This is a genomic window from Williamsia sp. Y712, assembly GCF_059445525.1.
Map to the genome: position 1 here is coordinate 1,473,627 of NZ_JCAIUN010000001.1, position 25,692 is coordinate 1,499,318.

The window sequence follows — 25,692 nt, forward strand, 5'->3', positions numbered from 1 at the left end:
CTCACAGATGATCCTTGTAGGAGTCGTAGTCGGCGTCGGGTTCACCCGACGGACGGAAATGGCTGATGTTGCGCAACGTGTGGTCCCACTCCTCGCGCGGGCGCCAGACGGCCTCGACTCGCATGCCCATATGGACATCGGCAGCCTCGGTTTCGAGGATGAGGTGCAGGAACGGGATGTCGGAGCCGTCGAGCAGGACATAGGCCGCCACATACGGCGGCTTGATCTGCTGCCCGAGGAACGGGACGTTGACGATGCAGAACGTGGTCACCACGCCCTTGTCGGTGAGTTCGACCTTCTCTCCGGTCGGATTCCCGTTGGTCGGGTCGGCGCCGCGCGGTGGGAAGTAGACCGGCGCTCCCGGGCCGGTGCGCCCGCCGTAGAGCTTGCCCTCCTTGAGGCCCTGCAGATACCAGGTCTCCTCGATGGAGGCGGTGTGGTCGATGGTCAATTCGATCGGAGTCGTGATCATCACACCGTCCGAAGCCGAAGGCTCGGAGGTGTTGGGAGACGCGGGTTCTGGGGTTTCGCCGAGTGCGAAGTGGTCGATGTCGTCGATGCGGCCGGTACGTGCGGACTTCCACACCGCATGCACGCGGGCACCGGTACTCAGATCGGCGGGACCACCTGCGGCCACGGCGTGCAGCAGGGCGGTGTCGGCGCCGTCGAGCCGGATCAGGGCCCACGCGAACGGTTTCGACAATGGCTGGCCCTTGATGGGCTGCGCCATCCAGGTCCATGAGGTCACGGTGCCCACGGGCGAGACCTCGACGAAGTCGTCGATCTGCCCCCGGGTGACGGGATCGAACTCGACCGGTGGGACGTACACGGTTCCGTCCGCGGCGCGACCTCCGATCACCTTGCCGTCCAGCAGCCCACGTGCAAAACGTCCCAGGACCGGCCCGAGCGAGCGGGTGTAGTCGAAGGCGTTGTGCAGTGGTGCGGACAGAACGGGGTCGTCGGGGTTCTCGATGGGGGCGACTACGGCGGCAAATCCTGCTGATATCTGGCTCACGCTCACAGAATCGAGTAGAACAGGTTCTAGATTGTCACGCAAGGACTAGGCCGAACGGGAGGTCGCCAGGCATGAAGCTCGGTCTGCAATTGGGGTACTGGGGAGCGTCGCCGATCCCGGATGCGCCGGCTTTGATCGCGGCCGCCGAAACGGCGGGTTACGAGGCCGTGTTCACCGCTGAATCGTGGGGGTCCGATGCGTACACGCCGCTGGCCTGGTGGGGCTCTGCGACGTCGACGATCAAGCTCGGTACCGGCATCGCCCAGCTGTCGGCACGGCCACCGACGTCGGCGGCCATGGCGGCGCTGACGCTCGATCATCTGTCCGGCGGCCGTCACATCCTCGGGCTCGGGGTGTCCGGGCCTCAGGTCGTAGAGGGCTGGTACGGCCAGCCCTTTGCCAAACCCCTGGCGCGGACCCGTGAATACGTTCAGGTGATCCGGGATGTGCTGGCCCGCGAAGAGCGGGTCACAAACGCCGGACCGCACTATCCGTTGCCCTACCCGTCGGATGCCACCGGATCGACCAGGCTCGGGAAATCACTCAAGCCGATCACCCACCCGCTGCGCGCTGACCTGCCGATTTGGCTGGGTGCAGAAGGCCCGAAGAACGTCGCGCTGACGGCGGAGATCGCCGATGGCTGGATGGCGATCTACTACACGCCGCGGCTGTCGGACATGTATGAGTCGTGGCTTGCCGAGGGCTTCGCGCGGCCAGGGGCGCGTCGCACCCGTGACACGTTCGAGGTGGCCGCCACGGTCCAGGTCGAGATCACCGACAACGTTCCCGCGGTTATCGACACCTACCGTCCGTCGACCGCGCTCTACGTCGGTGGCATGGGGGCCAAGGGGCAGAACTTCCACGCCGAGGTCTACACCCGGATGGGATACGGCGAAGTGGTCCGCGAGATCGGTGAGAAGTTCCTGGCCGGTCGCAAGACCGAGGCGGTCGCGGCGGTGCCCGACGAGATGGTTCTGGAGACGATGATCGTGGGCGACGAGGACGAGGTGCGGCGCCAGATCAAGAGGTGGGAACAAGCCGGGGTCAGCATGTTGATGGTGACCAATCGTGATCCCGATCAGATTGCCCGTCTGGGTCGCCTCATCTGAGGCGAACATGTTCTAGATCTGATCGGCGTGTCGAAGTCGCGACGTTCGAGGTCGGCGATGCGTAGAGTCCCGAGCGTGTCGGACCCGCCCGCAGACGCCAAGCCGCCCACAGACGGCGGATCGGCACGACAGCTCGGTGCACGTCTCGGGAGAGGTCAAAAGATCGGACGGGTCGTCGCCGGTCACGCGGTCCGCACGGCGACCGGCAAGTTCATCAGCTCGTCGGCCGACGCAGACGCGAAGGCGCGCAAGCAGGATGAACAGATACTCCGCTTTGTCGACGAGTTGGTCACCGTCGTCGGGAGCATGAAGGGCGCGGCCCTCAAGCTCGGCCAGATGCTGGCCATGTTCGACCTGGGCCTGAGCTCGGAGGCCACCCGGGAGGAGTTCAGGGCCCGCCTGTCCCCGCTGTTCGACCGCGCACCGACCGTCGACAACCAGGCGATGATGGCGGTCCTGGAATCCTCACTGGGGCCGGCCCGGATGGCGCGCCTGGACATCGAAGACACACCGATCGCCGCGGCATCCATCGGCCAGGTCTATCTCGCAACGCTGGACGGTGAGCGGGTTGCCGTGAAAGTTCAATATCCCCATGTGAAATCCGCGGTCCGGGCGGATCTGAAGAATCTTGCGCTGGTGGTGAGGATGGGGCGTGGCAGGATGCCCGGTGCCAACCTGGACGATGTGGTGGCAGAGGTCTCCCGGCAGATGCTCGCGGAGTTGGACTATGAGACCGAACTGGCCAATCATCAACGCGTCCACGATTTCTACCTCGACCATCCGGTCTGGACCATTCCTCGGCCGTACCACGAGTTCAGTACCGATCAGGTTCTCGTCACCGAATATCTGGACGGGATGCCGTTCACCACTGCCTGCGGGCTCCCGGTCGAGGATCGGGACCGGATCGGTGAAGCGGTGTACCGGTTCTACTGTGGTGGCGTCTATGAGCGCGGCGAATTCTGCGCCGACCCCCATCCGGGGAATGTGCTGGTGATGCCGGACGGCAAGGTCGGCTTCCTGGACTTCGGACTCTACGTGTCGATGGCAGCGCCGGATATCGCGCTGCAGCGCAATGCGTTCCGCGCACTGCTCGAGGGGCGTGACGAGGAGGTCTATCGGTTGGCGATCGACGCGGGCTTCGTCCCCGACGAGGACGCGATGTCGATGGAACAGGTCGCCCAGTACACCCGCAAGGTGGCCGGATGGCATCTGTCGCCGGATCGGTCGACGGTGACCAGACAGATCGCGAGCTCCGCATTCGCAGGCGCGGTGCTACCCGGATCCGGGCACTATCGACAGATCCAGCGCCAGGACCTGGTCGAGACGCATGTGTTCTCGCGACGGACGGAGCTCAGTGTGTGCGAACTCCTCGGCCGCCTGGAGGCGACGGCACCGTGGGGTTCGATCGTCCGGGAGTGGATCTACGACGATGTCGCACCGGTGACGCCGATGGGCGCCGCGATCGAGAGTTGGCACCATGCCGGCGGAGGTGGTGGGGGGCGGGCGTTTCGATGACGTGACCCGGTGATGTTCACAGAACGCTTGCCCTGGGTAAAGGCTTCGATAGTGTTGAAATCAACGAAAGGCAACGAATGACAATCGTGCTCGCGCGGGTGTTGAAGAAGTCTGCTGGTGCAGGTTTGTCGGCGGCCCGAGGTTCACAGGCCCCCGATCAAGATGGCGATACCGGATCGCGGGATGCGGTCTTGCCCCGTGTGGCCGGGCTCGGCCTTGCCGCAACCGGGTTGGCGCACTTCATCAGTCCGCAGGTCTTCGAACCGATCACCAAGGCGGCCTTTCCGGAGAACACGACGCAATGGACGTACTCCAACGGGGCAACCGAGACCCTGGTCGGTCTGGCGATTGCGAACAAGCGGACCCGGAAGATCGGCTACGTGGGATTGATCGGGTACATCGGATTCCTCGCCAGCCGTGTCGTGAAAGCGTGACCGCCGGGCGATGACATCTGACGTTCCCGTGCGCAGACGCCGCGGACGCCCCAAAGTCGAGGGTCTTGCCGATCACCGTCGTACCCAGATCGTCGAGGCAGCCTATGCCGTACTCACTGAAAAAGGCTATGACGGAACGAGTATCGCGGAGATAGCGCAACGCGCGGGTATCGGCCAGGGGACCGTCTACCGCTATGTCAGCAGTAAGCGAGAGCTGCTGGACATGGTCTTCGACTGGTCTGTGGAGCGGATATTCGCAACCATTGATCCCAATGAGTTGCTCGCGGCCGAGGCGCAAACGGCGCAAGACATGGCGCTGCACATCAGGGTCATCGGCGATCGGCTCCACCGGATGGTCGACGAGGATCCGGCGATGCTCAAGCTGATCGGGGTGCAGGCCAGCGCAATCGACAAGGAGCTCAAGGCGCGGGTTGTCGGGCTCGAGTACATGATCAATTCTCTGGTGGTCAAGGCACTGACGCGAGCTGTCGAGAATGGATGGTTCGTCCTGACCATGCCGCAGCGGCAGATCGTTGCCCGGCTGTTGATGATGTTGGCGCTGCCCGGGCTTGTCATGTCGCTGCGGGCGGACGACGATCCGGGCAAGCGTGAGCGGTTTGTCAGCGGCGCCGCCGATTTGGCCTTCCACGGAATGATGAAGCGTCCACCGACGATGGATGGGGAGTGATGGTTCAACCGACGGTTCGCCCCGACACCCGGCGGACCAGGCTTCGCCGAGGCCAACTGCTCGACGCCGCACTGCGAACCTTCATCGAAAATGGTTACAGCGACGTGGGAGTCGCCGAGATCGTCGCCCGGATCGGCTGCAGTCACGGCACGTTCTACAACTACTTCGACAACAAGCGGGATGCGCTCGATGCAGTCCTGGCCAGGGAACTCGCCGAGCTCACCGCGATTGCCGAGTTGCACCGTCCGCGCCCCCGCGATGCGGCCGAGTTCGTCGACGCGATGGGGTCGCTGGTCCGCAGGCTGGTCGTCCACGTGAACGAACGCCCCGATGCGCTCACGTTCGTGATGATGGAGGCGCCGGGTATCGACGAGGCGTCCCTCGAACTGCTGACCGGTAGCTACGTTCAACTCGGCCAGTTGTGTGGACAGTACTTCCGGCACGGCGTCGCCGACGGTTACCTACGAGAGGACCTCGACGTGGAGTTCGCGGGCGAGGCGATGGTGTCGTGCCTTCTCGGCGCGGTACTGCCGCGTTTGCTCGACAACTCCGCCGAGTTCGACGTCGAAGAAACGGTCGAGACCGTGGTCGGGTTCCTCTGCTACGGCACCCCGACGGCCTAGTCGCAGGGGCTCGACAGTTGGCCCCTGGCCGGGCTACTTGCCGGTGAAGTCGGGGATCGTCTTCTCCGCAAAGGCTTTCGGGCCGATCTTGGCGTCGTCGCTGATGAAGACCTTGATGCCTTGATCGGCGTCGATCTTGAATGCATCCTGCTCGTGCATGCCCTCGGTGTCCCGGATCGTCTTGAGGATCGCCCGCACCGCGATGGGGCCGTTCGCGCTGATCTGATCGGCGAGCTCGAGGGCCTTGTCGAGCGCGGTGCCGTCGGCGACGACATGCCCGATGAGGCCGTATTCGAGGGCTTCGGCGGCAGTGATGTGACGTCCGGTGAGCAGGATGTCGGCGGCGACGGTGTACGGGATCTGCCGAACCAGCCGGACCGCCGAACCGCCAAGCGGATACAGACCCCACTTTGCCTCGGACACACCGAATTTGGCGCTCTGTCCGGCGACGCGGATGTCGGTGCCCTGCAAGATCTCGGTTCCGCCTGCGATGGCCGGGCCTTCAACGGCTGCGATCAGGGGCTTGGTCAGGCGGCGGCCTTTGAGGAGTGCGTCGAGCATCGTCGGGTCGAAGCCACCCTTTTTGAAGGAGTCGCCGGGAGCCTTCTTGTTCATGCTCTTCAGGTCGGCGCCCGCGCAGAAGTAGCCGCCGGCTCCGGTGAGGATCGCGACCCGGATATCGGGGTCGGAATCGACCTGATCCCACGCGGAATTCATGATCGCGAGCATGTCGCTCGAGAGTGCGTTGCGCGCCTCGGGCCGATTCATCGTGACGATCAACGTGTGCCCGCGCTTCTCGACAAGACAGTGGGGGGCAGCGTCCGACATGATTTGCTCCTGATTTCTCGCACGGCTGTGTGATTTTTTGGCATGACAGAGCGCGCGTGGGCGCGGCGTGACCTGTATCTGCTAGGGCCTTGCCATCAAACGGTAACACGTTCTAGTTTTGTCGGTATGGCTTACAACATTGCCGACCTCATCGAGCATGCCGTCGATTCGATGGGCGATCGGGTGGCGCTGGAAACAGACGGGCGCAGCGAGACCTACACCGAACTCGATCAGCGGGCCAACGGACTGGCCCACACCCTACGGGGCCTCGGGGTCGGTCCGGGCGATTCTGTGGGCCTGTACAGCAGAAACGGTATCGAGGCCGTCGAATCGATGGTTGCCATCTTCAAGGCCCGTGCGGTGATGGTCAACGTCAACTTCCGGTACGTCGAGAGCGAACTCGAGCACATCTTCACCGACTCCGACATGAAGGCGCTCGTCGTCGAGCGTCAGTACGTCGACAGGGTGGCGAACGTGTTACCGAAGGTGCCCGAATTGCGGTCGGTCATCGTGATCGAAGACGGCTCCGACCTCGATATCTCGGTGGTGAACGGAATCCCCTACGAGCAGGCGGTTGCCGACGGCGGGATCGAGCGCGACTTCGAGCCGCGCTCCGACGACGACCTGTACATGCTCTACACCGGTGGCACCACCGGAAATCCGAAGGGCGTGGTCTGGCGGCAGGAGGACGTGTTCCGGGTCCTCGGGGGAGGTATCGACTGGTACACGGGCGAGGCGGTCGCCGACGAGTGGCATTTCGCGAAGACCGGGGCGCAGGGCGGACAATTGGTGAGATTTCCGATCCCACCGTTCATCCACGGTGGATCGCAGTGGGCGGTGTTCCAGGCGTTGTTCGCAGGCGGCAAGGCCATCGTCTACCCCGAGTTCGGCGCCCATCAGACGTGGGAGATCGTCGAGCGACACAAGGTGAACGTCATCTTCATCACCGGAGATGCCATGGGGCGTCCGATGATCGACGCGTTGGAGCAAAAGGACTACGACGTCAGCTCGGTGTTCTCGGTCGCATCGTCCGCCGCGCTGTTCTCGGCCTCGGTCAAGGACCAGTTCGTCGAGAAGTTCCCGAATGCGGTCATCATCGACGCCATCGGTTCATCGGAGACCGGCTTTTCCGGGATGGGTGTCATCTCGAAGGAGACCTCGCACAGCGGTGGTGGCCCGCGGGTCAAGGCCGACCTGTCGACAGTTGTTCTGCGCGATGATGGTTCCGTCATCGAGCCCGGTAAGGGAGAGGTCGGGATCCTGGCCCGGACCGGGCACATCCCGCTGCGGTACTACAACGACCCGGTCAAGACGGACAAGACCTTCAAGACCTACAACGGCATCCGGTATTCCATCCCGGGGGATCAGGCGCGTGTCGAGGACGACGGCACGGTGACGATGCTCGGACGTGGTTCGGTGAGTATCAATTCCGGTGGCGAGAAGATCCACCCCGAAGAGGTCGAGTCGGCACTCAAGGCTCATCCGGACATCTTCGACACCGTGGTGGTCGGGGTGCCCGACGAGCGATACGGACAACGGGTCGCCGCCATCATCGCGACCAGGGACGGCGTGCGTCCGACGCTTGATGAGATCAATGCCGTTGCCCGGCAGGACATCGCCGGCTACAAGTGCCCGCGGGCGGTGTGGTTCGTCGACGAGATCAAACGTTCCCCGGCCGGCAAGCCCAACTATCGCTGGGCGGCGGAGATCGCCGAATCCCGCTCGGCCGACGAAAATCTGACAACCAGCTCACGAAAGGCCTGACACCGGTGCGTACTTCACTGTCCGACGAGTTCGGAATCCAATACCCGATATTCGGGTTCACCCCGTCCGAGCATGTGGCGGCGGCGATCAGCCGGGCCGGTGGCCTCGGTGTGCTGGGCTGCGTGCGGTTCAACGAGGCGGAGGAACTCGACGCCACCCTTGACTGGATGCGCGAGAACACCGACGGCAAACCGTTTGGTGTCGACGTGGTGATGCCCGCCAAGATCCCCACCGAGGGTTCGCAGATCGACCTCGACGCGATGATCCCGCCGGAGCACCGCGCCTTCGTCGAGCGCACCCTCGACGACCTCGGTGTACCGCCGCTGCCCGGCGGTGACCGCGTCAACGCCGGTGTTCTGGGATGGCTGCATTCGGTCGCGCGGTCCCACGTCGACGTGTCGATGGCGCACGCCGACAAGTACGGGCAGATCAAGCTCATCGCCAACGCACTGGGCTCACCCCCGGATGACGTGATCGCGAACGTGCACGCCCACGGGGTGAAGGTGGCGGCGCTGGCGGGGGCCAAAGAGCACGCCTTGCGGCATGTCGCCGCCGGGGTGGATCTGGTGATCGCGCAGGGTTATGAGGCAGGTGGTCACACAGGTGAGGTCACCTCGATGATCCTGTGGCCGGAAATTGTTGATGCCGTGGGGGACTCGGCACATGTGCTGGCGGCTGGAGGGGTCGGCAGCGGTCGTCAGATCGCTGCCGCACTGGCCATGGGTACCAGCGGTGTGTGGATGGGAACCTACTGGCTCACCGCGGCCGAGTATCAGCTCGGTGTACGCGGTGCGGGTCCGTCGGTCATCCAACAGGCGATCCTGAACGCCACGTCGAAGGACACCGTGCGCAGGCGGATCTACTCTGGTAAGCCCGCCCGCCTGTTGAAGACCAAGTGGACCGACGCGTGGGATGCGCCGGATGCCCCGGATGCGTTGCCGATGCCGTTGCAGAACATCCTGGTCGCCGAGGCCCACGCGCGGATCTCGGCCGCTGACGACCCCGGTGTCGTGGCCATGCCTGCCGGACAGATCGTCGGCCGCATGAATGCGATCACTCCCACGGCAGACCTGATCGATGACCTGGTCAGCGAGTACGACGTGGCCGTGGAACGACTGCAGAAGGCCCGCTAGTACCGCGTCACTGCGCAGATCCATTTTGCCGACGGCTGTGATCAGATATGGTCACAGCCGTCGAGTGAATTCACGGCAAAGATCTCAGGGGCAGGAGGTGGGGCATGGCGGAGTTGAATGAGCCGGTGGTGCTCACGGCGCGGGTCGACACCGAGGCGGGTGTGACCGTTGTGCTGATCACGCTCAACCGGCCGGAAGCGCGAAATGCCCTGACCGGAGAGGTCGTCACGGCGTTGCGGGCGGCGCTGGCGGCTGCCGACGCCGACGATTCGGTCGGCGCGGTGGTGCTCACCGGGACCGACCCCGCATTTTCTGCGGGTGTCGACCTCAAGGGGCTCGGTTCAGAGGGTGGATGGGACGACGTCAACATCCCCGGCCCGCCGACGGGATTCCCGTGGGTTCCGCTCCGCAAACCGGTCATCGGGGCCATCAACGGTGCCACGGTCACCGGCGGTCTGGAACTGGCCTTGGCCTGTGACTTCCTCATCGCCTCGGATCGGGCCCGTTTCGCCGACACCCATGCGCGGGTGGGCATGGTGCCTGCGTGGGGTCTGACCGGACGCCTGCCTGCCGCGGTCGGCTGGGGTTTTGCCCGGCGGATGAGCCTGACCGGTAACTTCGTCGACGCGCAGACTGCCCTGAGGGTCGGACTGGTCACCGAGGTCGTGCCGCATGAGGATCTGCTGCCGACCGCGCTGGCCCTGGCCGCCGACATCGGTGGCAACAACACCAGAGCCGTCGCGGCCCTGCTCGCCTCGTATCGCGAGGCGCAACAGCACGGACTCGGTCCGGAATTGGACACCGAGGCAACACATTCCACTGCCTGGATGGCCGCGTTTGATCCGGCGTCCGTCGAGGCGGCACGGAAGGCGGTCATCGATCGTGGCCGCGAGCAGATGAAGTGAGGGACCAGATGGGGAAGTCGGGAATCCTGCGAGCAGTGGTGCGGAGCCGTAAGGGCGCCGCGATCTCATTGCGGGACAAGGTGGTTGTGATCACCGGTGGTGCTCGCGGCATCGGGCTGGCCACGGCGGCCGAGCTGCAGGAAAAGGGTGCGAAGGTGGTGCTCGGCGACATCGACGAAGAAGTTGTCGCCAAGGCCGCGGCCAACCTCGGGTGCGAGGGCTACCCCCTCGACGTCACCAGCGACGAATCGTTCGCCGCCTTCCTCGATCGGGTCGACGCCGAGTTCGGCAAGTTCGACGTGCTGATCAACAACGCAGGCATCATGCCGACCGGGCCGTTCCTCGATTTCTCCGACGCGGTGATCACCAGGAACTTCGAAATCGATCTGCTCGCGGTGGTGCGGGGCACTCGGCTGGCCGCCCGTCGCATGGTGGCGCGGGGTTCGGGCCAGATCCTGAACGTCTCCTCGGTTGCCGGACTGGTTCCCCTTCCTGGACTGAGTATCTACAGCGCGGCCAAGGCCGGGGTGATCGCGTTCTCCGAGGCTTTGGATGGTGAATTGAGCTCCAGTGGCGTCCGAGTACTCGCGGTGATGCCCAACTTCACCAAGACCGGGCTCATCGACGGTCTGCAGACCACCAAGATGATGCCGCCCATCGAGCCCGCTGATGTTGCGCGGGAGATCGTCCGGAGTATCGAGAGCAATCGGGACCGGGTGGTGATCCCGCGCCAGAGCATGTCGGTGCTCGGCTGGATGGTGACGCCGCGGTTCATGAAGAACCTGTACGGCAAGTACTTCGGCTTCGACACCATGTTCATGGAGTTCGACGAGACCGAGCGGGCCAAGTACCTCGACCGGGTCAACCGCAGCTGACCCCCGCACCCCGAAACTGTGCCCTTTTGGCGGTGCCGACCTGGGCTTTTGTTCGCCAAAAGGGCACAGTTTCGGGTCAGGGTGGTGTCGGGACGTATTCGAGGGTCCGGTCGGGGCGGATCCAGGTGGGTGCGGTGGTGTCCGCGGCAAGGTTGCGTTTGAGGATTTTGAATGTGTCGGTCTGCGGAAGATCGTCGACGATGTGGATTCGACTGGGCCACTGCTTGGGACCCAGATCCGGTTGTGCGGACAGAAAATCCGTCAGCTGCTCAGCGCTCAGGCCGGGGGCGACAAGCGCCGCAGCGAGTTCGTCTCCGATCTCGGCCCGGACACCGTAGACCGCGGCCATGGTGATCGATGGATGCCGCAGAAGCACCCGTTCGATGGGGCCGGTGCCCATGTTCTCTCCATCCACACGGACCCAATCACCCAGGCGTCCGGCGAAATACACGTATCCGTGTTCGTCGACGTAGCCGAGGTCGCCGGTGTGGTAGATGCCGTCGCGCATCCGTTCGGCGTCGGCGGCCGGATTGCGGTAGTAACCGGTGAACAGTCCGCCGCCTGAGCTGTTGACGATTTCCCCAACGGCTTCGTCGGCGTTGGTGAGCCGTCCCGACTCATCGAATCGGGCGACGGCACAGACCTCGCCCGTCTCGGGGTTGCGCACCTGATTCGGCGCGACCAGTGGGCCCAGGGCCTCCGGCGGCGTATCGGTGGTGCGGGTGATGGCGACCCCACCTTCGGTGGAACCGAAGCCGTCGACCACCCGGACATCAAAACGTGTTGTGGTGGCGACGATGTCGGCCGCCGAGGCCTCGTTGCCGTACAGGATCTGCAGCGGATTGTCGGTGTCGTCGGGCCGGGCCGGGGTGGCCAGCACGTACGACAACGGTTTGCCGACATAGTTCGCGTAGGTCGCGCGGAATCGACGGATGTCGTCGAAGAACGCACCCGCCGAGAACTTGCGCCGCAACGCAACCGATGAACCCCCCGCGACCGCCACCATCCAGCCGGCGATGATCGCGTTCGAATGGAACATCGGCATCGACAGGTAGGCGACGTCTTCGGGGCCCAACTCGAACCGTTGCGAGAGCATCACGCCGCTGGCCGCCAGCTTCCGGTGGCTGCACTGCACTGCTTTCGGGTCGCCGCTCGTACCGGAGGTGAAGATCAGCATCAACAGGGCGTCGGGATCGCCGACGCCGAAACGAGGTTCGACACCGGCGTGTGGGTCGAGCAACTTCTCCCATTGTGGATCTTCGACGTTGAACACCAACACATTCGGGACGACCGTGGCATCGACCAGGTGCGCCGTCGAGTTCTCGACGATCACGACCTGGCAGTCGGCGGTGGCGATGTCGGCGGCCAAAGCCGATCCGCGACGCGTCGGGTTCAGGCCCACCACGACAAGCTCTCCGAGGACGGCGGCCGCGAGTAGGTAACTGAACTCGGGAATGTTCTCGAGGAGCAGGGCCACGTGCGGCGGACGGTCGGTGTCGATCACCCCTCGTAGGGCCGCAGCGCGGGTCGCCGACAACTTCAGATGGTCACGCCAACAGACGAACTCGTCTTCGAAGTAGAGGCCGGAGTCGACGGTGTCGGTCAACGGTGCCAACAGGGCGCCGACAGTACCCGGAGCCGGTGTGATCTGATTCGGGGTGGTCATCGCCTCAGGCTGGTTCGCCGGCAAGTGCGGAGCCGATCCGGCGCAGTTGCACCGGCGCGGATCCCAGATTGAACTCGTTCTGCTTGGCGCGCAGGAAGTATCGGTGCACGGGATGATCGACGTCGATACCGACACCACCGTGGATGTGGACGGCGGTGTGCGCGACTCGGTGGCCGGCATCGGCCGCCCAGAATTTCGCGGTCGCCAGTTCCTTACCTGCCTCGAGACCTTCGGACAGCAGCCAGGCGGCCTGCAGGGTGGTCAGTCTCAGACCCCGTACGTCGATGTAGGCGTCGGCAAGTCGTTGCGCAACGGCCTGGAACGACCCGATCTTGCGGTCGAATTGTTCACGGTCCCGGCCATATTCGGCGGTCAGCTCCAGCGCGCGCTCGAGAATGCCGGTCTGTTCGGCGCACAAGGCGAGGGTCATCCGGTCGCGCAGAAAATCGATCACCGCGGTGCCGGCCTCGCCGAGCTGGTCGTCCGTGGTGACCACGGTGCCGTCGAGTTCGACGAATGCGCCGGGGCCCTGACCCGTCGACAAGGCCGGGGTGATCGTGAGGCCGTCGCGATCGGTGGGCACGATGAACACCGCCGCACCCTGTGGTCCGGCGACATTGACGATGATGGCGTCGGCGTCTTCGGCATACGGCACATTCAGTTTCGCGCCGGCCAGGACCCACCCGTCATCGGTTGGCGTCGCCGATGCCACCGGTGCCAGCGGATCGTCTGCCAGATCTTCATCGAGGCCGACGGTGACGATCGCGGTGCCATTCGACAAATCCTCGAGCCAGCGCGCCTTGACCACCTCGGTGCCGAACCGGGCGATGGCCGGGACCGCGGTGAAGGCCGACGGACCGAACGGGACAAGCGCCAACGTCCGGCCCAATTCTTCTGCTATCGCCAGATTGTCGAGCACGGTCAGATCGTCGTCGAGTTCCAGAGCAAGAAGCCCGGAGGCGGCGAGCTGGGTCCACAACTCGCGATCAAAGCTCCCTTGCTGGGCGCCGGGTGCGCTGCCACGGTGCTCGAGGGCCTCGAGTCGGTCGGTGGTGACCAACTTCTTGGTGATGTCGCGGGTGAGTCCGGCCAGATCGGCGGTCTGCTCGCTGCGGTGAAAGTCCATGGTGAAGGTTCCTTTGGTCCGTGATCAGCGGGCGGTATCAGCGGCGGGCAGGGGGCTGGCCCAGGGCGAGCATCGCGATGATGTCTCTCTGGACTTCATTGGTTCCGCCACCGAAGGTCAAGATCAGCGACGAACGGTGGAAGCGTTCGAGGCGGCCCCGAAGGTGGACGCCGGGGCTGCCCGGTCGCAGTGTGGCCGCGGGGCCCAGCACCTCCATCAGCAACCGATAGGCCTCGGTGGCGAACTCGGTACCGAACACCTTGGTGGCCGACGCGTCGGCCGGTGACGGAGATCCACCGCCGGTTGCTTCCGACGCGATGTTCCAGTTGATCAGCTTCAAGAACTCGACCTTGGCATGGACCTTGGCCAGATTCATCTGGACCCATTCGGAGTCGATGACCCGGCCACCGCGGGCGGTCTTCGTGTTCTGGGCCCACTCGATCGTCTCGCGCAGGGCGGTCTGGATCGGTGCCGCGCTACACAGGGACACCCGCTCGTTGTTGAGCTGGTTCGTCACCAGCGGCCAGCCGCCGTTGAGCTCGCCCACCAGGGAATCGGCGGGCACGCGCACGTCCTGATAGTAGGTGGCGCTCGTGTCGACACTCGCCATCGTGTGCACCGGCGTATACGAGAATCCCTCGACATCGGTCGGCACGATGAGCATCGAGATGCCCTTGTGCTTCTTCGCCTCCGGATCGGTGCGGCACGCGAGCCAGATGTAGTCGGCGTACTGGATCAGGCTCGTCCACATCTTCTGGCCGTTGATGACGAAGTCGTCGCCGTCCCGGACCGCTGAGGTGCGCAGCGACGCCAGGTCGGTGCCTGCGCCGGGTTCTGAATAGCCGATGGCGAAGTGGACATCACCGGATGCGATGGCGGGCAGGTACTTTGCCTTCTGCGCATCGGTACCGAAATGCATGATCGTCGGCGCGACGGAGTTGATCGTGAGGAACGGGACGGGTGCACCGGCGATGGCGGCCTCGTCGGTGAAGATCAGCTGATCCATCATCGACCGCTCCTGGCCGCCGTACTCCTTGGGCCAGCCGAGCGCGAGCCAGCCGTCGCGGCCCATCTGACTTACGACCTCGCGATAGACGTTGCCTTCGCCGACCTCTCCGCTGGTGGAAGACAGTGCCAATCGACGTTCGGGCGTGATCAAATGGGAGAAGTACGCCCGGAGTTCGCGCCGAAGCTCTTGCTGCTGGTCGGTATATGCGATGCGCATCGGTGCTCCAGGGGGGTTGCGGGTGGGAAAGAAGGAGTCGGGGCGGGGGGATCCCGGTCGACTCGTTCTATAACACGTTCTAACCTGTTGGTAGGTGTCCGTCAATACTGGGGCCGTCTGAGACGGCAAGGGAAGGGAGCTCGTGACGATGAAGATCAAGGCTGATTTCGACCTGTGTGAGTCCAATGGTGTCTGTGTGGGTATGGCGCCAGACGTCTTCGATCTCGATGACGACGACTACCTGGTCATATTGCAAGAGGATGTGCCCGAAGAGCGGCGCGAGGAGATGCGCCAGGTGGCCAGTAGCTGCCCCAAGTCGGCGTTGTCCGTCGAGGACTGAAGGGTTGTGATCCGGTGCGCCGAGTTGCGGCGCACCGGATACCAGAACCTGGGATCGCAGACCCGATAGTTGCCGTAAATCGAGAACACGTTCTACATTTGTCTCGACGCACCCGGAGTGTGCCCCTCAGGGCTCATCCGGGTTGGTGACATCGAGTGGAGGATCTGTGAGCGCAATCTCGAAGACGCAGCCGAATGCGGAGCTCGACCAGGATGCGCGGTCCGGGCCGGAACTCGCCGGGAAAGTGGCGGTTGTGACCGGTGCCGGAGCCGGGTTGGGGCGGGCGGAGGCGATCGGGCTCGGCGCCCTCGGTGCCACCGTGATCGTCAACGACCTCGCCGGCGCGCTCGATTCGAGTGATGTCCTCGCCGAGATCGAGGCCGCGGGCGGTGTCGGCGTGCCGGTGGCAGGCGACATCTCGGACTCGGCCACCACCACCGAGATCATGCGCGTTGCCACCGAATCGCACGGCGGTCTGCATGTGGTGATGAACAATGCCGGCCTGGTCCGGGACAAGATGCTCTTCAACATGTCCGACGATGACTGGGATCTGGTGATCCGAGTTCATCTGCGAGGGCATTTCCTGATGTGCCGCAATGCTGCGGCGTATTGGCGGTCGCAGTCGAAGGCGGCCGGCGGGCCGGTGTTCGGCCGCTTGATCAACACTTCCAGCGAGGCCGGGTTGTCGGGTCCGGTGGGGCAGGCCAACTATGGTGCGGCGAAGGCGGGGATCACGTCGCTGACGCTGACCGCCGCGCGCGGCCTGGCCGCCTACGGCGTGCGCTCGAACGCGATCTGCCCGCGAGCTCGTACCGCGATGACCGAGGGCACCTTCGGCGATGCGCCGCAGGGCTCGGTCGATCCGCTCTCGACCGATCATGTCGTCACGCTGGTGCAGTTCCTGGCGAGTCCGGAATCGGACGGCGTCAACGGTCAGGTGTTCGTGGTCTACGGACCCAAGGTGACGCTGATGGCGGCGCCGACGGTGGAGCAGAGCTTTGTCGCAGGCGGTGATGCCTGGGATCGAGGCGATCTCACGAAGAGTCTGGCCGAGTACTTCGTCGGCCGCGATCCTGCAGACACGTTCTCTGCTGGTAAAGCCCTGTTCGGGTAGCCATTTCGAGACCTTTGGGTTGGTCGTTTCTTCCCGTTGGGTGAACTGGACGTGTGATAAGTTCGCGGTCAAACTGGCAGGCCTCCGTTGGGGAGCGTAGGGCGCTGCGGGTGTGGAACGTGTTTCAATATGAAAGCTTCTGGACGGACGTCTCGAGTGAAAAGTTCCTGTTGGCAAGTACTACGAATCACCCAAATCAGAACTAGAACACGTTATGATCAGACAGCTCAGTCCGGTCCGGGGGGAAGTCTTTTGCTGAAGGAGAGTTGGTGAACCGCAGGCTGGCAGGTCCGTTCGAGGGCGTCGGGGATTTTGTTGCCATGAGTGTCAGCGCGGCGCGGGAGCTCTTCCGGGCACCGTTCCAGTGGCGCGAGACGGTCGAGCAGTCGTGGGCCATTGCGCGTGTTTCGATGGTTCCCACAGTCCTCGTGGCCATCCCGTTCACCGTTCTGGTCAGCTTCACTCTCAATATCCTGTTGCGCGAACTCGGCGCCCAGGATCTCTCGGGCGCAGGCGCCGCACTGGGCACCATCACCCAGATCGGCCCGATCGTCACGGTGTTGATCGTTGCCGGAGCCGGCGCGACCGCCATCTGTGCCGACCTCGGAGCCCGGACGATCCGTGAAGAGATCGACGCCCTGCAGGTCCTCGGCATCGATCCGATCCACCGCCTGGTGGTACCCCGGGTCATCGCCTCGACGCTGGTCGCGATCCTCCTCAACTCTCTGGTGTGCACCATCGGTATCGGTGGCGGCTTCGTGTTCTCGGTGTACCTGCAGGATGTGAACCCGGGCGCGTTCATCGCGAATCTGACCTTGCTGACCGGCTTTCCCGAACTGATGATCTCGATGGTGAAGGCCGCGCTGTTCGGCCTCGCCGCCGGCCTGGTCGGCTGCTACCGCGGTCTACACGTGGCCGGTGGCGCCAAGGGCGTCGGCGATGCCGTCAACGAAACCGTGGTCTATTCGTTCATGGCGCTGTTCGTCGTGAACGTCGTGGTCACCGCGGTTGGCCTCAAAGCGACTGCAGGGTGACGCCATGATCCTTCCGCATACCGTCCGACTACGCTCAACGCGCGTGGCGTTCAAACGAGCGGGTTCCGGTTGGGACCGCATAGGTGATCAGGCATTCTTCTACTGGGACAGCCTGATCAACATCCCCCGCGCGGTGCGGGCGTACAAGAAGGAAACGCTGCGGCTGATCGCTGAGATCAGTATGGGGTCGGGCGCACTTGCCATGATCGGTGGCACCGTCGTGGTCGTCGGGTTCCTCACGCTCTTCACCGGCGGCACCATCGCAGTCCAGGGCTACAGCTCGTTGTCGAACATCGGCGTCGAGGCACTCACCGGATTCTTCTCCGCCTTCATCAACGTCCGTATCGCCGTGCCGGTCATCGCCGGAATCGGTTTGGCGGCAACGATCGGCGCCGGCGCCACGGCACAGCTCGGTGCGATGCGTGTCAGTGAGGAGATCGACGCTCTCGAGGCGATGGCGATCAAGTCGATTCCCTACCTGGTCAGCACCCGCATCGTGGCGGGCCTGATCGCCATCATCCCGCTGTATTCATTGGCTTCGGTCGCCTCGTTCCTCGCCAGTCGCTTTGCGACGGTGTTCCTCTACGGACAATCGTCCGGCGTGTACGACCACTACTTCTCCACCTTCCTCATTCCCACCGACATCCTGTGGTCGTTCGTGCAGGCGATCTGTATGGCGGTGGCGGTCATGATGATCCACACGTACTACGGCTTCAACGCCTCGGGCGGTCCGGTGGGCGTCGGTATCGCGGTCGGCAACGCCGTGCGGGCGTCGCTCGTGGTCGTCGTGGTGATCACCCTGCTGACCTCACTGGCCATCTACGGCGTCGACGGAAAGTTCAACCTCTCGGGGTAGGCCATGTCACAGAGAACCGAACGCCCCGCTTGGGCGAAGAAGATTGCGGCCACCGTGCTGGTGATGTCGCTGATACTGGCCTGCGCGTTGGCATCCCTGCAGTTCCTCGGCTCGTTCGCGTCGACGGTGCCGGTGACGCTGACCGCCGACCGGGCCGGACTCGTGATGAGCCCGGATGCGAAGGTCCGGTTGCGTGGTGTGGTGGTCGGCCGCGTCGGTGCGATCACGGAGTCGGAGGACGGTGTCAAACTCGTCCTCGACATGAATCCGGACCAGCTCCGATACATCCCGGCCAACGTCCGGGCCGACATCAAATCCAACACGGTGTTCGGCGCCAAGTCGGTCAACCTCGAGATCCCGGAGGATCCCAGCGAGGAGACACTGCACGGCGGTTCGGCCATCGAGACCGATCGTGTTGTGGTCGAACTGAACACGATCTACGAGCGGCTGGTCGGTGTGCTGGCGGCGGTCCAGCCCGAGAAGCTCAACGCCACCATCAGTGCGATCGACACCGCACTGTCCGGTCGAGGTGATCAGATCGGTCAGGGGTTCGCCGACCTGTCCGAACTGCTGGGCAAGGTCAACCCGCACCTGGACGAACTCAGCCGCGACATCGAGGCCACGGCCGAGTTCACCAACGTCTATGCCGACGTGATGCCCGACCTGCTCAAGATCGTCGACAACTTCACGGCCACGGGTAATACGTTGGTGGACAACTCATCCGACCTCGATGCGCTACTGGTGAACGTGACCGGGATGGCCGACACCATCAACGGTGTCATCGCGCCGTCCAAGGCGAACATCATCTCGACGCTGGCGAACCTGAACCCGACCGCGACACTGCTCGGATACCAGGCCCCGGGGCTGGCCTGCTTCATCACGGCCACCGCCAGTGCCGGCCAGAAAGCGCTACCGGTGTTCGGCGTCGACGACGCGCGAGTGCATCTGAACGCGGGCTTGCTGCCGGGTAAGGAACCGTACCGCTACCCGGAGGACCTGCCGAGGGTCAACATGGACGGGCCGCCAACCTGTGAATACGGGCTCAGCGATCCGAGTACCCGTGAGCACGCCGGGTTCTACGTCGGGGACAACGCCGCGGTCCCGTATCAGCCGAGAACCACACCCAAGCTGGATGCGTCCAAATTGTTCGACGTGATGTTCGGGCCGGCGCCACGTGGATGAGGAACAACCGATGACCAGTCAGCCAGGGGAGGTGTGAGATGGCAGTTTCCAGAGAGCGTGCGTTTCGCGCCACCGTCATCAAGCTCGGGGCTTTCGCAGTGGTGATGGTGCTGATCTTCGTGGGCCTGGTGGTTGTGTTCAGCCAGTACCGCGGTGGTTCGAGCTACGCCTACAAGGCGACGTTCACCAGTGCCTCCCAACTGAAGTCGGGTAGCAAGGTTCGGATCGCCGGTGTCGAGGTCGGCAAGGTCGGCTCGGTGGGCCTGAATCCCGACAACAAGGCGGTTGTCGAGTTCGACGTCAACGAGAAGTATCGGCTGCCCACCTCTGTGCAGGCGCTGATCCGCTACGAAAACCTCACCGGCGACCGCTTTCTCGAGCTGCAGGAAGGTACCGGTGAACCGGGTGCACTGTTGAAGGACAACGGTTCGATCCCGATCACACAGACCGAACCGGCGCTGGATCTCGACAACCTCCTCGGTGGCTTCAAGCCGCTGTTCCGGACGCTCGACCCGAAGGAGATCAACGAGCTGTCGACGTCCCTGGTCAAGGTGTTCCAGGGTCAGGGGCCGGCGCTGGGTGAACTACTCAGCAACACAGCAACTTTCACCGATTCACTTGCCGACCGCGATCAGCTGATCGGGCAGGTCATCGACAACCTCAACACCACACTTGGCACCATCGAGGCCGACGACGAGGGTTTGGACACGTCGCTGGATCAGCTGCAGAAGCTGATCTCGGGTCTCGACTCACAGCGCAACGTGATCGGTGAGGCCATCACCAACACCTCCGAGGTGACCAACGACCTGAACGATGTGCTGGCCGAGAACCAGTCCGATCTGACGTCGCTGATCACCGCCACCGGGCAGGTCTCCGAAGAAGTGCTCAAGAGTGAGGATTACGTCCGGGGTCTGCTCGGTCGTCTGCCGTCCGATTTCAAGGCACTGTCCAACCTCGGTAGTTACGGTGCCTGGCTGCAGATCTGGCTCTGCCAGATCAACATCATGTTCACCGGCCCGGACGGGCAGGAGATCGTCTGGAAATCGACAGACGCGACCGGACCGAACACCAACCCCGGAGGGAGGTGTAACCCGCTGTGATGTCCGCATTGTTCAAAGGTGAGCGAACCGCGACCGACCAGGCCGACGAGGCCCGGCGCCGTAAGCGTGGCGAACCCGACCGCGCCCGTGTGGGTTTCATCGGTGTGGTGATCGCCGTGTTGGTGGTGATCGTGGCCCTGCAGATGGACAAGCTCCCGTTCCTGTCGAACGGCAGCGTCTACACCGCACTCTTCGACGATGCCGGTGGCCTGTCCACCGGTGACGTCGTGATCGTCTCCGGGGTGAATGTCGGTACCGTTCAGGGGATCTCGCTGGCCGACACCGACAACGGAACCAAGGCGAAGATCACGTTCAACATGGCCGACACCGTCCGTCTCGGAGGTGCCAGCACGGCCATCATCAAGACCGAGACCGTGCTCGGCCGACGCAATCTGACCCTGGTGTCCGAGGGCACCGGAAAGCTGATGCCGGGGGATACCGTCGAGCGGACCGTGGCGCCGTATTCGCTGATCGATGCCCTTGAAGGTGCCACCGACACGATCGCCGAAACCGATACCGAGCAGCTCAACGCTGCACTGAACACGTTGTCGGACACCTTCTCCGACACCCCGGAGTCGGTGCAGTCGGCTGTCGACGGGGTGGCGCGGTTGTCCAAGGCGATTGCCGATCGTGACGAGTCGCTGTCGCAACTGTTGGACCGGGCCGGCAGCGTCACCGATGTGGTGGCGAAGCGCAGCGGCCAGATCAACAGCCTGCTCGTCGATGCGAACTCCCTGCTCGGCGAGGTCCAGGCCCGCCGATATGCGCTGGAGCAGTTGATCACCGGGACCGAGAACGTCACCGCACAGATCAGTTTGTTCATCGACAACAACAATGCGCAGCTCACGCCGGTCCTCAATCAGCTGAACGGCGTGCTCGCGATCCTGATCGACAACCAGGAGAATCTCGCGCTGACGCTGGACGAGCTCGGGCCCTACGCAAATGTGCTGGGAGAAGCGGTGTCCAGTGGCCCGTACTTCTCCTCACTGGTGGGTCTGACCACGTTCGGTGACCTCACCGCCACGTTCATGAGGGTGTTCCAGCAGAAGTACCCGGAGGCCTTCGAGACATTCACCAAGTACGCGTTCAAGATTCCGCCGGACATCACCACCCGCCCGGACATGGCGAACTCGCCCGACTCAAACAAACCGGCCCCGGCGCCTTCGTATCCGACCGGACCGGCGGGGGGATGACAATGGGACGCTTGAGCAAACGGTTCTGGCAGGTCACCGCAGTCGTCGTGGCCGTCATGGTGGCGGTCGTGGCGGTGTACTACGGCCTCCAGAAGGCGAATTACAAGACCTATACGGCGTACTTCTCGACCGTGAATGCGCTGTACGAGGGTGACTCGGTGAAGATCCTGGGCGTCGACGTGGGCTCGGTCGGGTCGATCACCCCGCGGGACAACGATGTTCAGGTCGAACTGAAGGTCGACCGCAACCGGAAGCTGCCCGAAGACGTCGAGGCGATCGTGGTCGCGCAGTCCCTCGTCTCCGGCCGGTTTGTCCAGTTGACCCCGGTGTATGAGGGCGGTCCGACGCTCGGTGGCGGTGGGGACATCCCGATGGAGCGCACCGCGGTTCCGGTGGAGTGGGATGAGATCAAGGCGGAGCTGAGCAGGTTGACCGAGGCGGTCGGTCCGCAGGGCGCCGACCCCGGGTCGGTTGCCCGCGCGGTCGACGTCTTCGATCAGAACCTCGACGGCAACGGCACGGCCATCCGCCAGGCCATCCAGCAATTGTCGGATGTCACCGGCACGCTGGCCGGTGGCAGCGACGATCTCTTCAAGTCGATTCGCAATCTCCAGACGCTGACGGAGGCGCTGTCGCAGAGCCATGATCAGTTGGTGCAGTTCAACGGCCGTATCGCGTCGGTGAGCCAGGTTCTGGCCGACAACACCGACAACCTGAACGGTGCGCTGACCAACCTCAACACCGCGCTGACCGACATCCAGACGTTCATCGACACCAATGGGGCGACCCTCAGTGAGTCGGTCGGTGATCTCTCCGAGGCCACCAATGTGCTGGCGCAGAAAGACGAAGAGATCCGCGGGCTACTGCATTCCGGCCCGACCCAGCTGTCGAACTTCTACAACATCTACAACCCGCTCCAGGGGTCGTTGTCGGGCATCTTCGGACTGGGTATGGGCGGCAACCTGATCAACCTTCTATGTGGCTCGATGGCGGGTACGGCCCGTCCCGGCCAGGAGGACCTGGTCGAACAGTGTGTCGATGTCCTGGGTCCGATCTTCGGGACGATCGGGATGAACTATCCGCCGTTCCTGTCCAATCCGGTGTCGGGTATCAACGCCACACCCGATCAGATCTCGTACCAGAATGCGAGCGTGAAAGCGCGGGCGCAGCAGGGTATTCGCGATCAGGACGCCGCGACCCGCTCTCAGTACAAGAACCCCGGCTTGGCGCAGCTGCTGGTGCCGTTCGGTGGTGAGGGATGATGCGCGCAGTGTTGAGACGAAAGGTGGTCGCCCGCAACATCGTCGGGGCGACCGTGATCAGTACGGCGCTGATGGCGTCGGGCTGTGGGTTCGAGGGACTCAACTCGTTGCCGATTCCCGGTGCGGATGGCACCGGTCGCGGCTCGTACGAGCTGACGACCATAATTCCCAACGCCGCCAACCTGGTTCAGAACGCACCCGTCATGATCAACGACGCCACTGTCGGCAGTGTCGGAAAGATCTCGGTGAACGACTGGCAGGCGCAGGTGACGCTGCGGCTCAACAAGGGGACCTCGATTCCGGTGGGTTCCCATGTGATGGTCGGGATGACCAGCGTTCTCGGTTCGTTGCACCTGCAGATCGTGCAGCCGGAGGACGCGGATTCGGGCACTCTGCAAGCGGGCGATGAGATCCCGGCCGCCGATTGCCCCGAGGCGGAGAACATTCCGGAGCCGGAGAACCAGCAACCGATTCCCGACATCAATTCGGCACAACAGGTGGCCGCCTGCACCTATCCGACCACCGAGCAGGTGCTCAGTTCGCTGTCGGTGGTGCTCAACGGCGGTGGTCTGGCGCAGGTCGGTGACATCGTCACCGAACTCAACAACTCGATGGCCGGCCGCGAAGATGTGCTGCGGGAACTGATTCCGCGCCTGAACACGCTGGTGGAAGAGCTGAACGATCAGCGGGTCAACATCATTCGCGCGATGGAGGGTCTGGACCGCATGACCTCGCGCATCAACGAGCAGACACCGGTGGTGGAGAAGGCGTTGGCCGACGGACCGAAGATCCTCTCCCTGCTCCAGGATCAGCGAGTGCAGTTCACCGATGCGCTGGGTTCACTGAGCACGCTGAGCCGCACCACCGATGACATCTTGAACGCGAGTTCGGAAGACATCACGGTGCTGGTCAGCAACCTGGTGCCGGTACTGGACCAACTACAGTCCACCGGCCCGGCCCTGACCCAGTCGCTCGGCATCTTGCTGACCTTCCCGTTTGCCGAGGAGGTCATCCCGCAGGTGGTCCGAGGCGACTATCTCAACGGCGAGATCAACCTCGACCTCACCTTCGGGCGGTTGGAGCGAGGCGCGCTGGCCAGTCTCGGTGGGCAGAGTCAGCTCTATGGTCCCGAGGGTCTACTCGGCTCGCCGGCCGGCGCCGCGTCCCGCAGCAGCGATCCGTTCACCGGTCCGCTGACCGCCGAGATGCCGGTCGACAACAATCAGCCCTCGCCGATGCCGAACGGGGAGACAGGCTCATGAGCATCACACCGTTCGTACGAATGCAGTTGATCATCTTCACCATCATCACGGTCGTGTCGATGCTCGCCGTTGCGGTTTTCTACATCCGAGTGCCCTCGATGGTCGGGATCGGGGAGTACACGGTCAAGGTGGACCTGCCCAGTACCGGTGGGCTCTACCAGAACGGCAACGTCAGCTTCCGCGGTGTCGATGTCGGCAAGGTCCAGACGGTGGCATTGACCGAGACCGGCGTTCTGGCAACGTTGTCGATCAACAGTGACACCAAGATCCCGAACAATTCGATCGCCGCGGTACGCAGTGTCTCGGCGGTCGGTGAGCAGTACCTCCAGTTCACGCCTGATCCCGACACACCGTCCACCGGCAATCTGCAGGACGGCTCGGTGGTCGAGAACGGGACGGTTCCGGTGGAGGTCGGGACGCTGCTCGATCAGGCCGATGCCCTTCTCGAGCAGATCCAGGACACGAAGTTGCGCCGGTTGATGGACGAGGCGTTCAACGCGTTCAACGGCACCGGAGAAGACCTGCAGCGTCTCTTCGACTCGATGACCCTGCTGGTGGGTGATGCCAACGAGAACTCGGAGGCGATCGTCAAGCTGATCGACCAAGCGGCCCCGTTGCTGGAGACGCAGACCACCACGGTGGATGACATCCGCGCGTGGACGGCAAATCTGGTGCAGGTCACCGATCAACTCCGGGCGAATGACCCGCAGATCCAGGGGATCCTGGATCAGGGTCCGAGTGTTGCGCAGCAGAGTCAAGAGCTGTTCGCCTCGATGAATCAGTCACTGCCGTTGCTGTTCTCGAATCTCAACACAACGGCTCGGACCCTGGCGATCTACCATCCCAGCCTGCAGCAGATCGTGGTGATCTATCCGCGCCTGATGGCGGCGTTGATCACCGCGCTCAACAGCGAGGACTACCGCAACGGCGCCAACGTCGACTTTGCGCTGGGATTCCAGGATCCCGGCACCTGCACGGTCGGCTTCATGCCGATGACCCCGGAACGCGATGCGTCGGCCCAGACCCCGCGTGATCTTCCGCCCGGGATGTTGTGCCGCGTCCCGCAGGATTCCAACGTCGCGGTCCGCGGAACCCGCAACTTCCCGTGTGTGGAGATACCCGGCCGCCGCGCGTCGACGCCGGCCGAATGCCGAACCGGCTACACGCCGATCGGCGAGAACGTGCCCTTCCCGAACGGGCTACCGGGTGTTGATCTGCCACAAGGCTTTTTGACCAACGGCGCACCCGGCGCGGACGACGGCAGCCCCGCCGTCTATGCCACCAGCTACGACCCCGTCAGTGGTGACTACATCGGCCCGGACGGCAAGACGTACAACGCCGGAACCGCGGTACCGTCTGGCACATCTGGTACAGGTGGTAGCGGGGAACAGCAGAAAGACAACAGTCAATGGCAGAGCCTGATCACGGGGACCGTCCAGTGAC

24 protein-coding genes are annotated in these 25,692 nt (G+C 63.8%); 19 read left to right on the top strand and 5 right to left on the bottom strand.

Going from position 1 to position 25,692, the window contains the following annotated elements:
• Nucleotide 1: 1 nt before the first annotated feature.
• Nucleotides 2–1,021 (bottom strand): Zn-ribbon domain-containing OB-fold protein, encoded by a 1,020-nt coding sequence (locus AC1D75_RS06940; RefSeq protein ID WP_495514552.1) that lies wholly within the window; start codon nucleotides 1,019–1,021, stop codon nucleotides 2–4.
• A gap of 65 nt (nucleotides 1,022–1,086) precedes the next feature.
• Here AC1D75_RS06940 and AC1D75_RS06945 point away from each other — a divergent pair, with 65 nt between their 5' ends.
• The 5 genes from AC1D75_RS06945 (at nucleotide 1,087) to AC1D75_RS06965 (ending at nucleotide 5,384) form a co-directional block, all read left to right on the top strand.
• Complete coding sequence (locus AC1D75_RS06945; RefSeq protein ID WP_495514553.1) at nucleotides 1,087–2,124, top strand: LLM class F420-dependent oxidoreductase; 1,038 nt, start codon at nucleotides 1,087–1,089, stop codon at nucleotides 2,122–2,124.
• A gap of 162 nt (nucleotides 2,125–2,286) precedes the next feature.
• On the top strand, nucleotides 2,287–3,639 hold the full coding sequence (locus tag AC1D75_RS06950; RefSeq protein ID WP_495515999.1) for an ABC1 kinase family protein: 1,353 nt from the start codon (nucleotides 2,287–2,289) through the stop codon (nucleotides 3,637–3,639).
• Between the two features lie 77 nt (nucleotides 3,640–3,716).
• Nucleotides 3,717–4,073 carry a DoxX-related protein gene (locus AC1D75_RS06955; protein ID WP_495514554.1) on the top strand — a complete coding sequence of 119 codons (357 nt, stop codon included), beginning with the start codon at nucleotides 3,717–3,719 and terminating at the stop codon, nucleotides 4,071–4,073.
• Between the two features lie 10 nt (nucleotides 4,074–4,083).
• A complete protein-coding gene (locus AC1D75_RS06960) occupies nucleotides 4,084–4,761 on the top strand; it encodes a TetR/AcrR family transcriptional regulator (protein WP_495514555.1) in 678 nt (225 codons plus the stop codon).
• The gene (locus tag AC1D75_RS06965; RefSeq protein ID WP_495514556.1) at nucleotides 4,761–5,384 is read left to right on the top strand and encodes a TetR/AcrR family transcriptional regulator; all 624 of its coding nucleotides are present in this window, start codon (nucleotides 4,761–4,763) and stop codon (nucleotides 5,382–5,384) included. The genes AC1D75_RS06960 and AC1D75_RS06965 overlap by 1 nt, the downstream gene beginning before the upstream one ends.
• A 33-nt stretch (nucleotides 5,385–5,417) precedes the next feature.
• Here AC1D75_RS06965 and AC1D75_RS06970 read toward each other — a convergent pair whose 3' ends face one another.
• Nucleotides 5,418–6,212 carry a crotonase/enoyl-CoA hydratase family protein gene (locus AC1D75_RS06970; RefSeq protein WP_495514557.1) on the bottom strand — a complete coding sequence of 265 codons (795 nt, stop codon included), beginning with the start codon at nucleotides 6,210–6,212 and terminating at the stop codon, nucleotides 5,418–5,420.
• A gap of 126 nt (nucleotides 6,213–6,338) precedes the next feature.
• On the opposite strand from AC1D75_RS06970, the gene AC1D75_RS06975 reads away from it, so the two are divergent.
• The 4 genes from AC1D75_RS06975 to AC1D75_RS06990 all read left to right on the top strand — a co-directional run bounded on the left by AC1D75_RS06975 (nucleotide 6,339) and on the right by AC1D75_RS06990 (nucleotide 10,889).
• Nucleotides 6,339–7,976, top strand: a complete 1,638-nt coding sequence (locus tag AC1D75_RS06975) for an acyl-CoA synthetase (RefSeq protein ID WP_495514558.1) — start codon at nucleotides 6,339–6,341, stop codon at nucleotides 7,974–7,976.
• Between the two features lie 5 nt (nucleotides 7,977–7,981).
• On the top strand, nucleotides 7,982–9,109 hold the full coding sequence (locus AC1D75_RS06980; RefSeq protein WP_495514559.1) for an NAD(P)H-dependent flavin oxidoreductase: 1,128 nt from the start codon (nucleotides 7,982–7,984) through the stop codon (nucleotides 9,107–9,109).
• 113 nt (nucleotides 9,110–9,222) lie between these two features.
• Nucleotides 9,223–10,014: an enoyl-CoA hydratase gene (locus AC1D75_RS06985; protein ID WP_495516000.1), complete on the top strand. Its 792-nt coding sequence runs from the start codon at nucleotides 9,223–9,225 to the stop codon at nucleotides 10,012–10,014.
• Between the two features lie 8 nt (nucleotides 10,015–10,022).
• Nucleotides 10,023–10,889, top strand: coding sequence for an SDR family oxidoreductase (locus tag AC1D75_RS06990; protein WP_495514560.1), 867 nt, complete (start codon nucleotides 10,023–10,025; stop codon nucleotides 10,887–10,889).
• 76 nt (nucleotides 10,890–10,965) lie between these two features.
• Here the strand turns inward: AC1D75_RS06990 and AC1D75_RS06995 are convergent, their stop codons facing one another.
• Genes AC1D75_RS06995 through AC1D75_RS07005 form a run of 3 tightly spaced genes read right to left on the bottom strand, consistent with a single transcriptional unit; the run spans nucleotide 10,966 to nucleotide 14,906 of the window.
• Nucleotides 10,966–12,555 (bottom strand): long-chain-fatty-acid--CoA ligase, encoded by a 1,590-nt coding sequence (locus AC1D75_RS06995; RefSeq protein WP_495514561.1) that lies wholly within the window; start codon nucleotides 12,553–12,555, stop codon nucleotides 10,966–10,968.
• A gap of 4 nt (nucleotides 12,556–12,559) precedes the next feature.
• Nucleotides 12,560–13,681, bottom strand: a complete 1,122-nt coding sequence (locus tag AC1D75_RS07000; RefSeq protein ID WP_495514562.1) for an acyl-CoA dehydrogenase family protein — start codon at nucleotides 13,679–13,681, stop codon at nucleotides 12,560–12,562.
• Nucleotides 13,682–13,718: 37 nt separating this feature from the next.
• Entirely contained in the window at nucleotides 13,719–14,906 is a 1,188-nt protein-coding gene (locus AC1D75_RS07005) for an acyl-CoA dehydrogenase family protein (RefSeq protein ID WP_495514563.1), read from the bottom strand.
• A gap of 148 nt (nucleotides 14,907–15,054) precedes the next feature.
• On the opposite strand from AC1D75_RS07005, the gene AC1D75_RS07010 reads away from it, so the two are divergent.
• The 10 genes from AC1D75_RS07010 to AC1D75_RS07055 all read left to right on the top strand — a co-directional run bounded on the left by AC1D75_RS07010 (nucleotide 15,055) and on the right by AC1D75_RS07055 (nucleotide 25,691).
• Nucleotides 15,055–15,246: a ferredoxin gene (locus AC1D75_RS07010; protein WP_495514564.1), complete on the top strand. Its 192-nt coding sequence runs from the start codon at nucleotides 15,055–15,057 to the stop codon at nucleotides 15,244–15,246.
• 175 nt (nucleotides 15,247–15,421) lie between these two features.
• Entirely contained in the window at nucleotides 15,422–16,360 is a 939-nt protein-coding gene (locus AC1D75_RS07015; RefSeq protein ID WP_495516001.1) for a 3-oxoacyl-ACP reductase, read from the top strand.
• 269 nt (nucleotides 16,361–16,629) lie between these two features.
• On the top strand, nucleotides 16,630–17,394 hold the full coding sequence (locus tag AC1D75_RS07020) for an MlaE family ABC transporter permease (protein WP_482135834.1): 765 nt from the start codon (nucleotides 16,630–16,632) through the stop codon (nucleotides 17,392–17,394).
• Between the two features lie 4 nt (nucleotides 17,395–17,398).
• Nucleotides 17,399–18,250: an MlaE family ABC transporter permease gene (locus AC1D75_RS07025; protein ID WP_495514565.1), complete on the top strand. Its 852-nt coding sequence runs from the start codon at nucleotides 17,399–17,401 to the stop codon at nucleotides 18,248–18,250.
• Between the two features lie 3 nt (nucleotides 18,251–18,253).
• The gene (locus tag AC1D75_RS07030) at nucleotides 18,254–19,432 is read left to right on the top strand and encodes an MCE family protein (RefSeq protein ID WP_495514566.1); all 1,179 of its coding nucleotides are present in this window, start codon (nucleotides 18,254–18,256) and stop codon (nucleotides 19,430–19,432) included.
• Between the two features lie 38 nt (nucleotides 19,433–19,470).
• Nucleotides 19,471–20,532: an MCE family protein gene (locus tag AC1D75_RS07035; protein WP_495514567.1), complete on the top strand. Its 1,062-nt coding sequence runs from the start codon at nucleotides 19,471–19,473 to the stop codon at nucleotides 20,530–20,532.
• Nucleotides 20,532–21,725, top strand: a complete 1,194-nt coding sequence (locus AC1D75_RS07040) for an MCE family protein (protein ID WP_495514568.1) — start codon at nucleotides 20,532–20,534, stop codon at nucleotides 21,723–21,725. The genes AC1D75_RS07035 and AC1D75_RS07040 overlap by 1 nt, the downstream gene beginning before the upstream one ends.
• Nucleotides 21,726–21,727: 2 nt before the next feature.
• Nucleotides 21,728–22,987, top strand: coding sequence for an MCE family protein (locus AC1D75_RS07045; RefSeq protein ID WP_495514569.1), 1,260 nt, complete (start codon nucleotides 21,728–21,730; stop codon nucleotides 22,985–22,987).
• A complete protein-coding gene (locus tag AC1D75_RS07050; protein ID WP_495514570.1) occupies nucleotides 22,987–24,249 on the top strand; it encodes an MlaD family protein in 1,263 nt (420 codons plus the stop codon). The genes AC1D75_RS07045 and AC1D75_RS07050 overlap by 1 nt, the downstream gene beginning before the upstream one ends.
• Entirely contained in the window at nucleotides 24,246–25,691 is a 1,446-nt protein-coding gene (locus tag AC1D75_RS07055; protein WP_495514571.1) for an MCE family protein, read from the top strand. Before AC1D75_RS07050 ends, AC1D75_RS07055 begins: the two co-directional genes overlap by 4 nt.
• Nucleotide 25,692 lies beyond the last annotated feature (1 nt).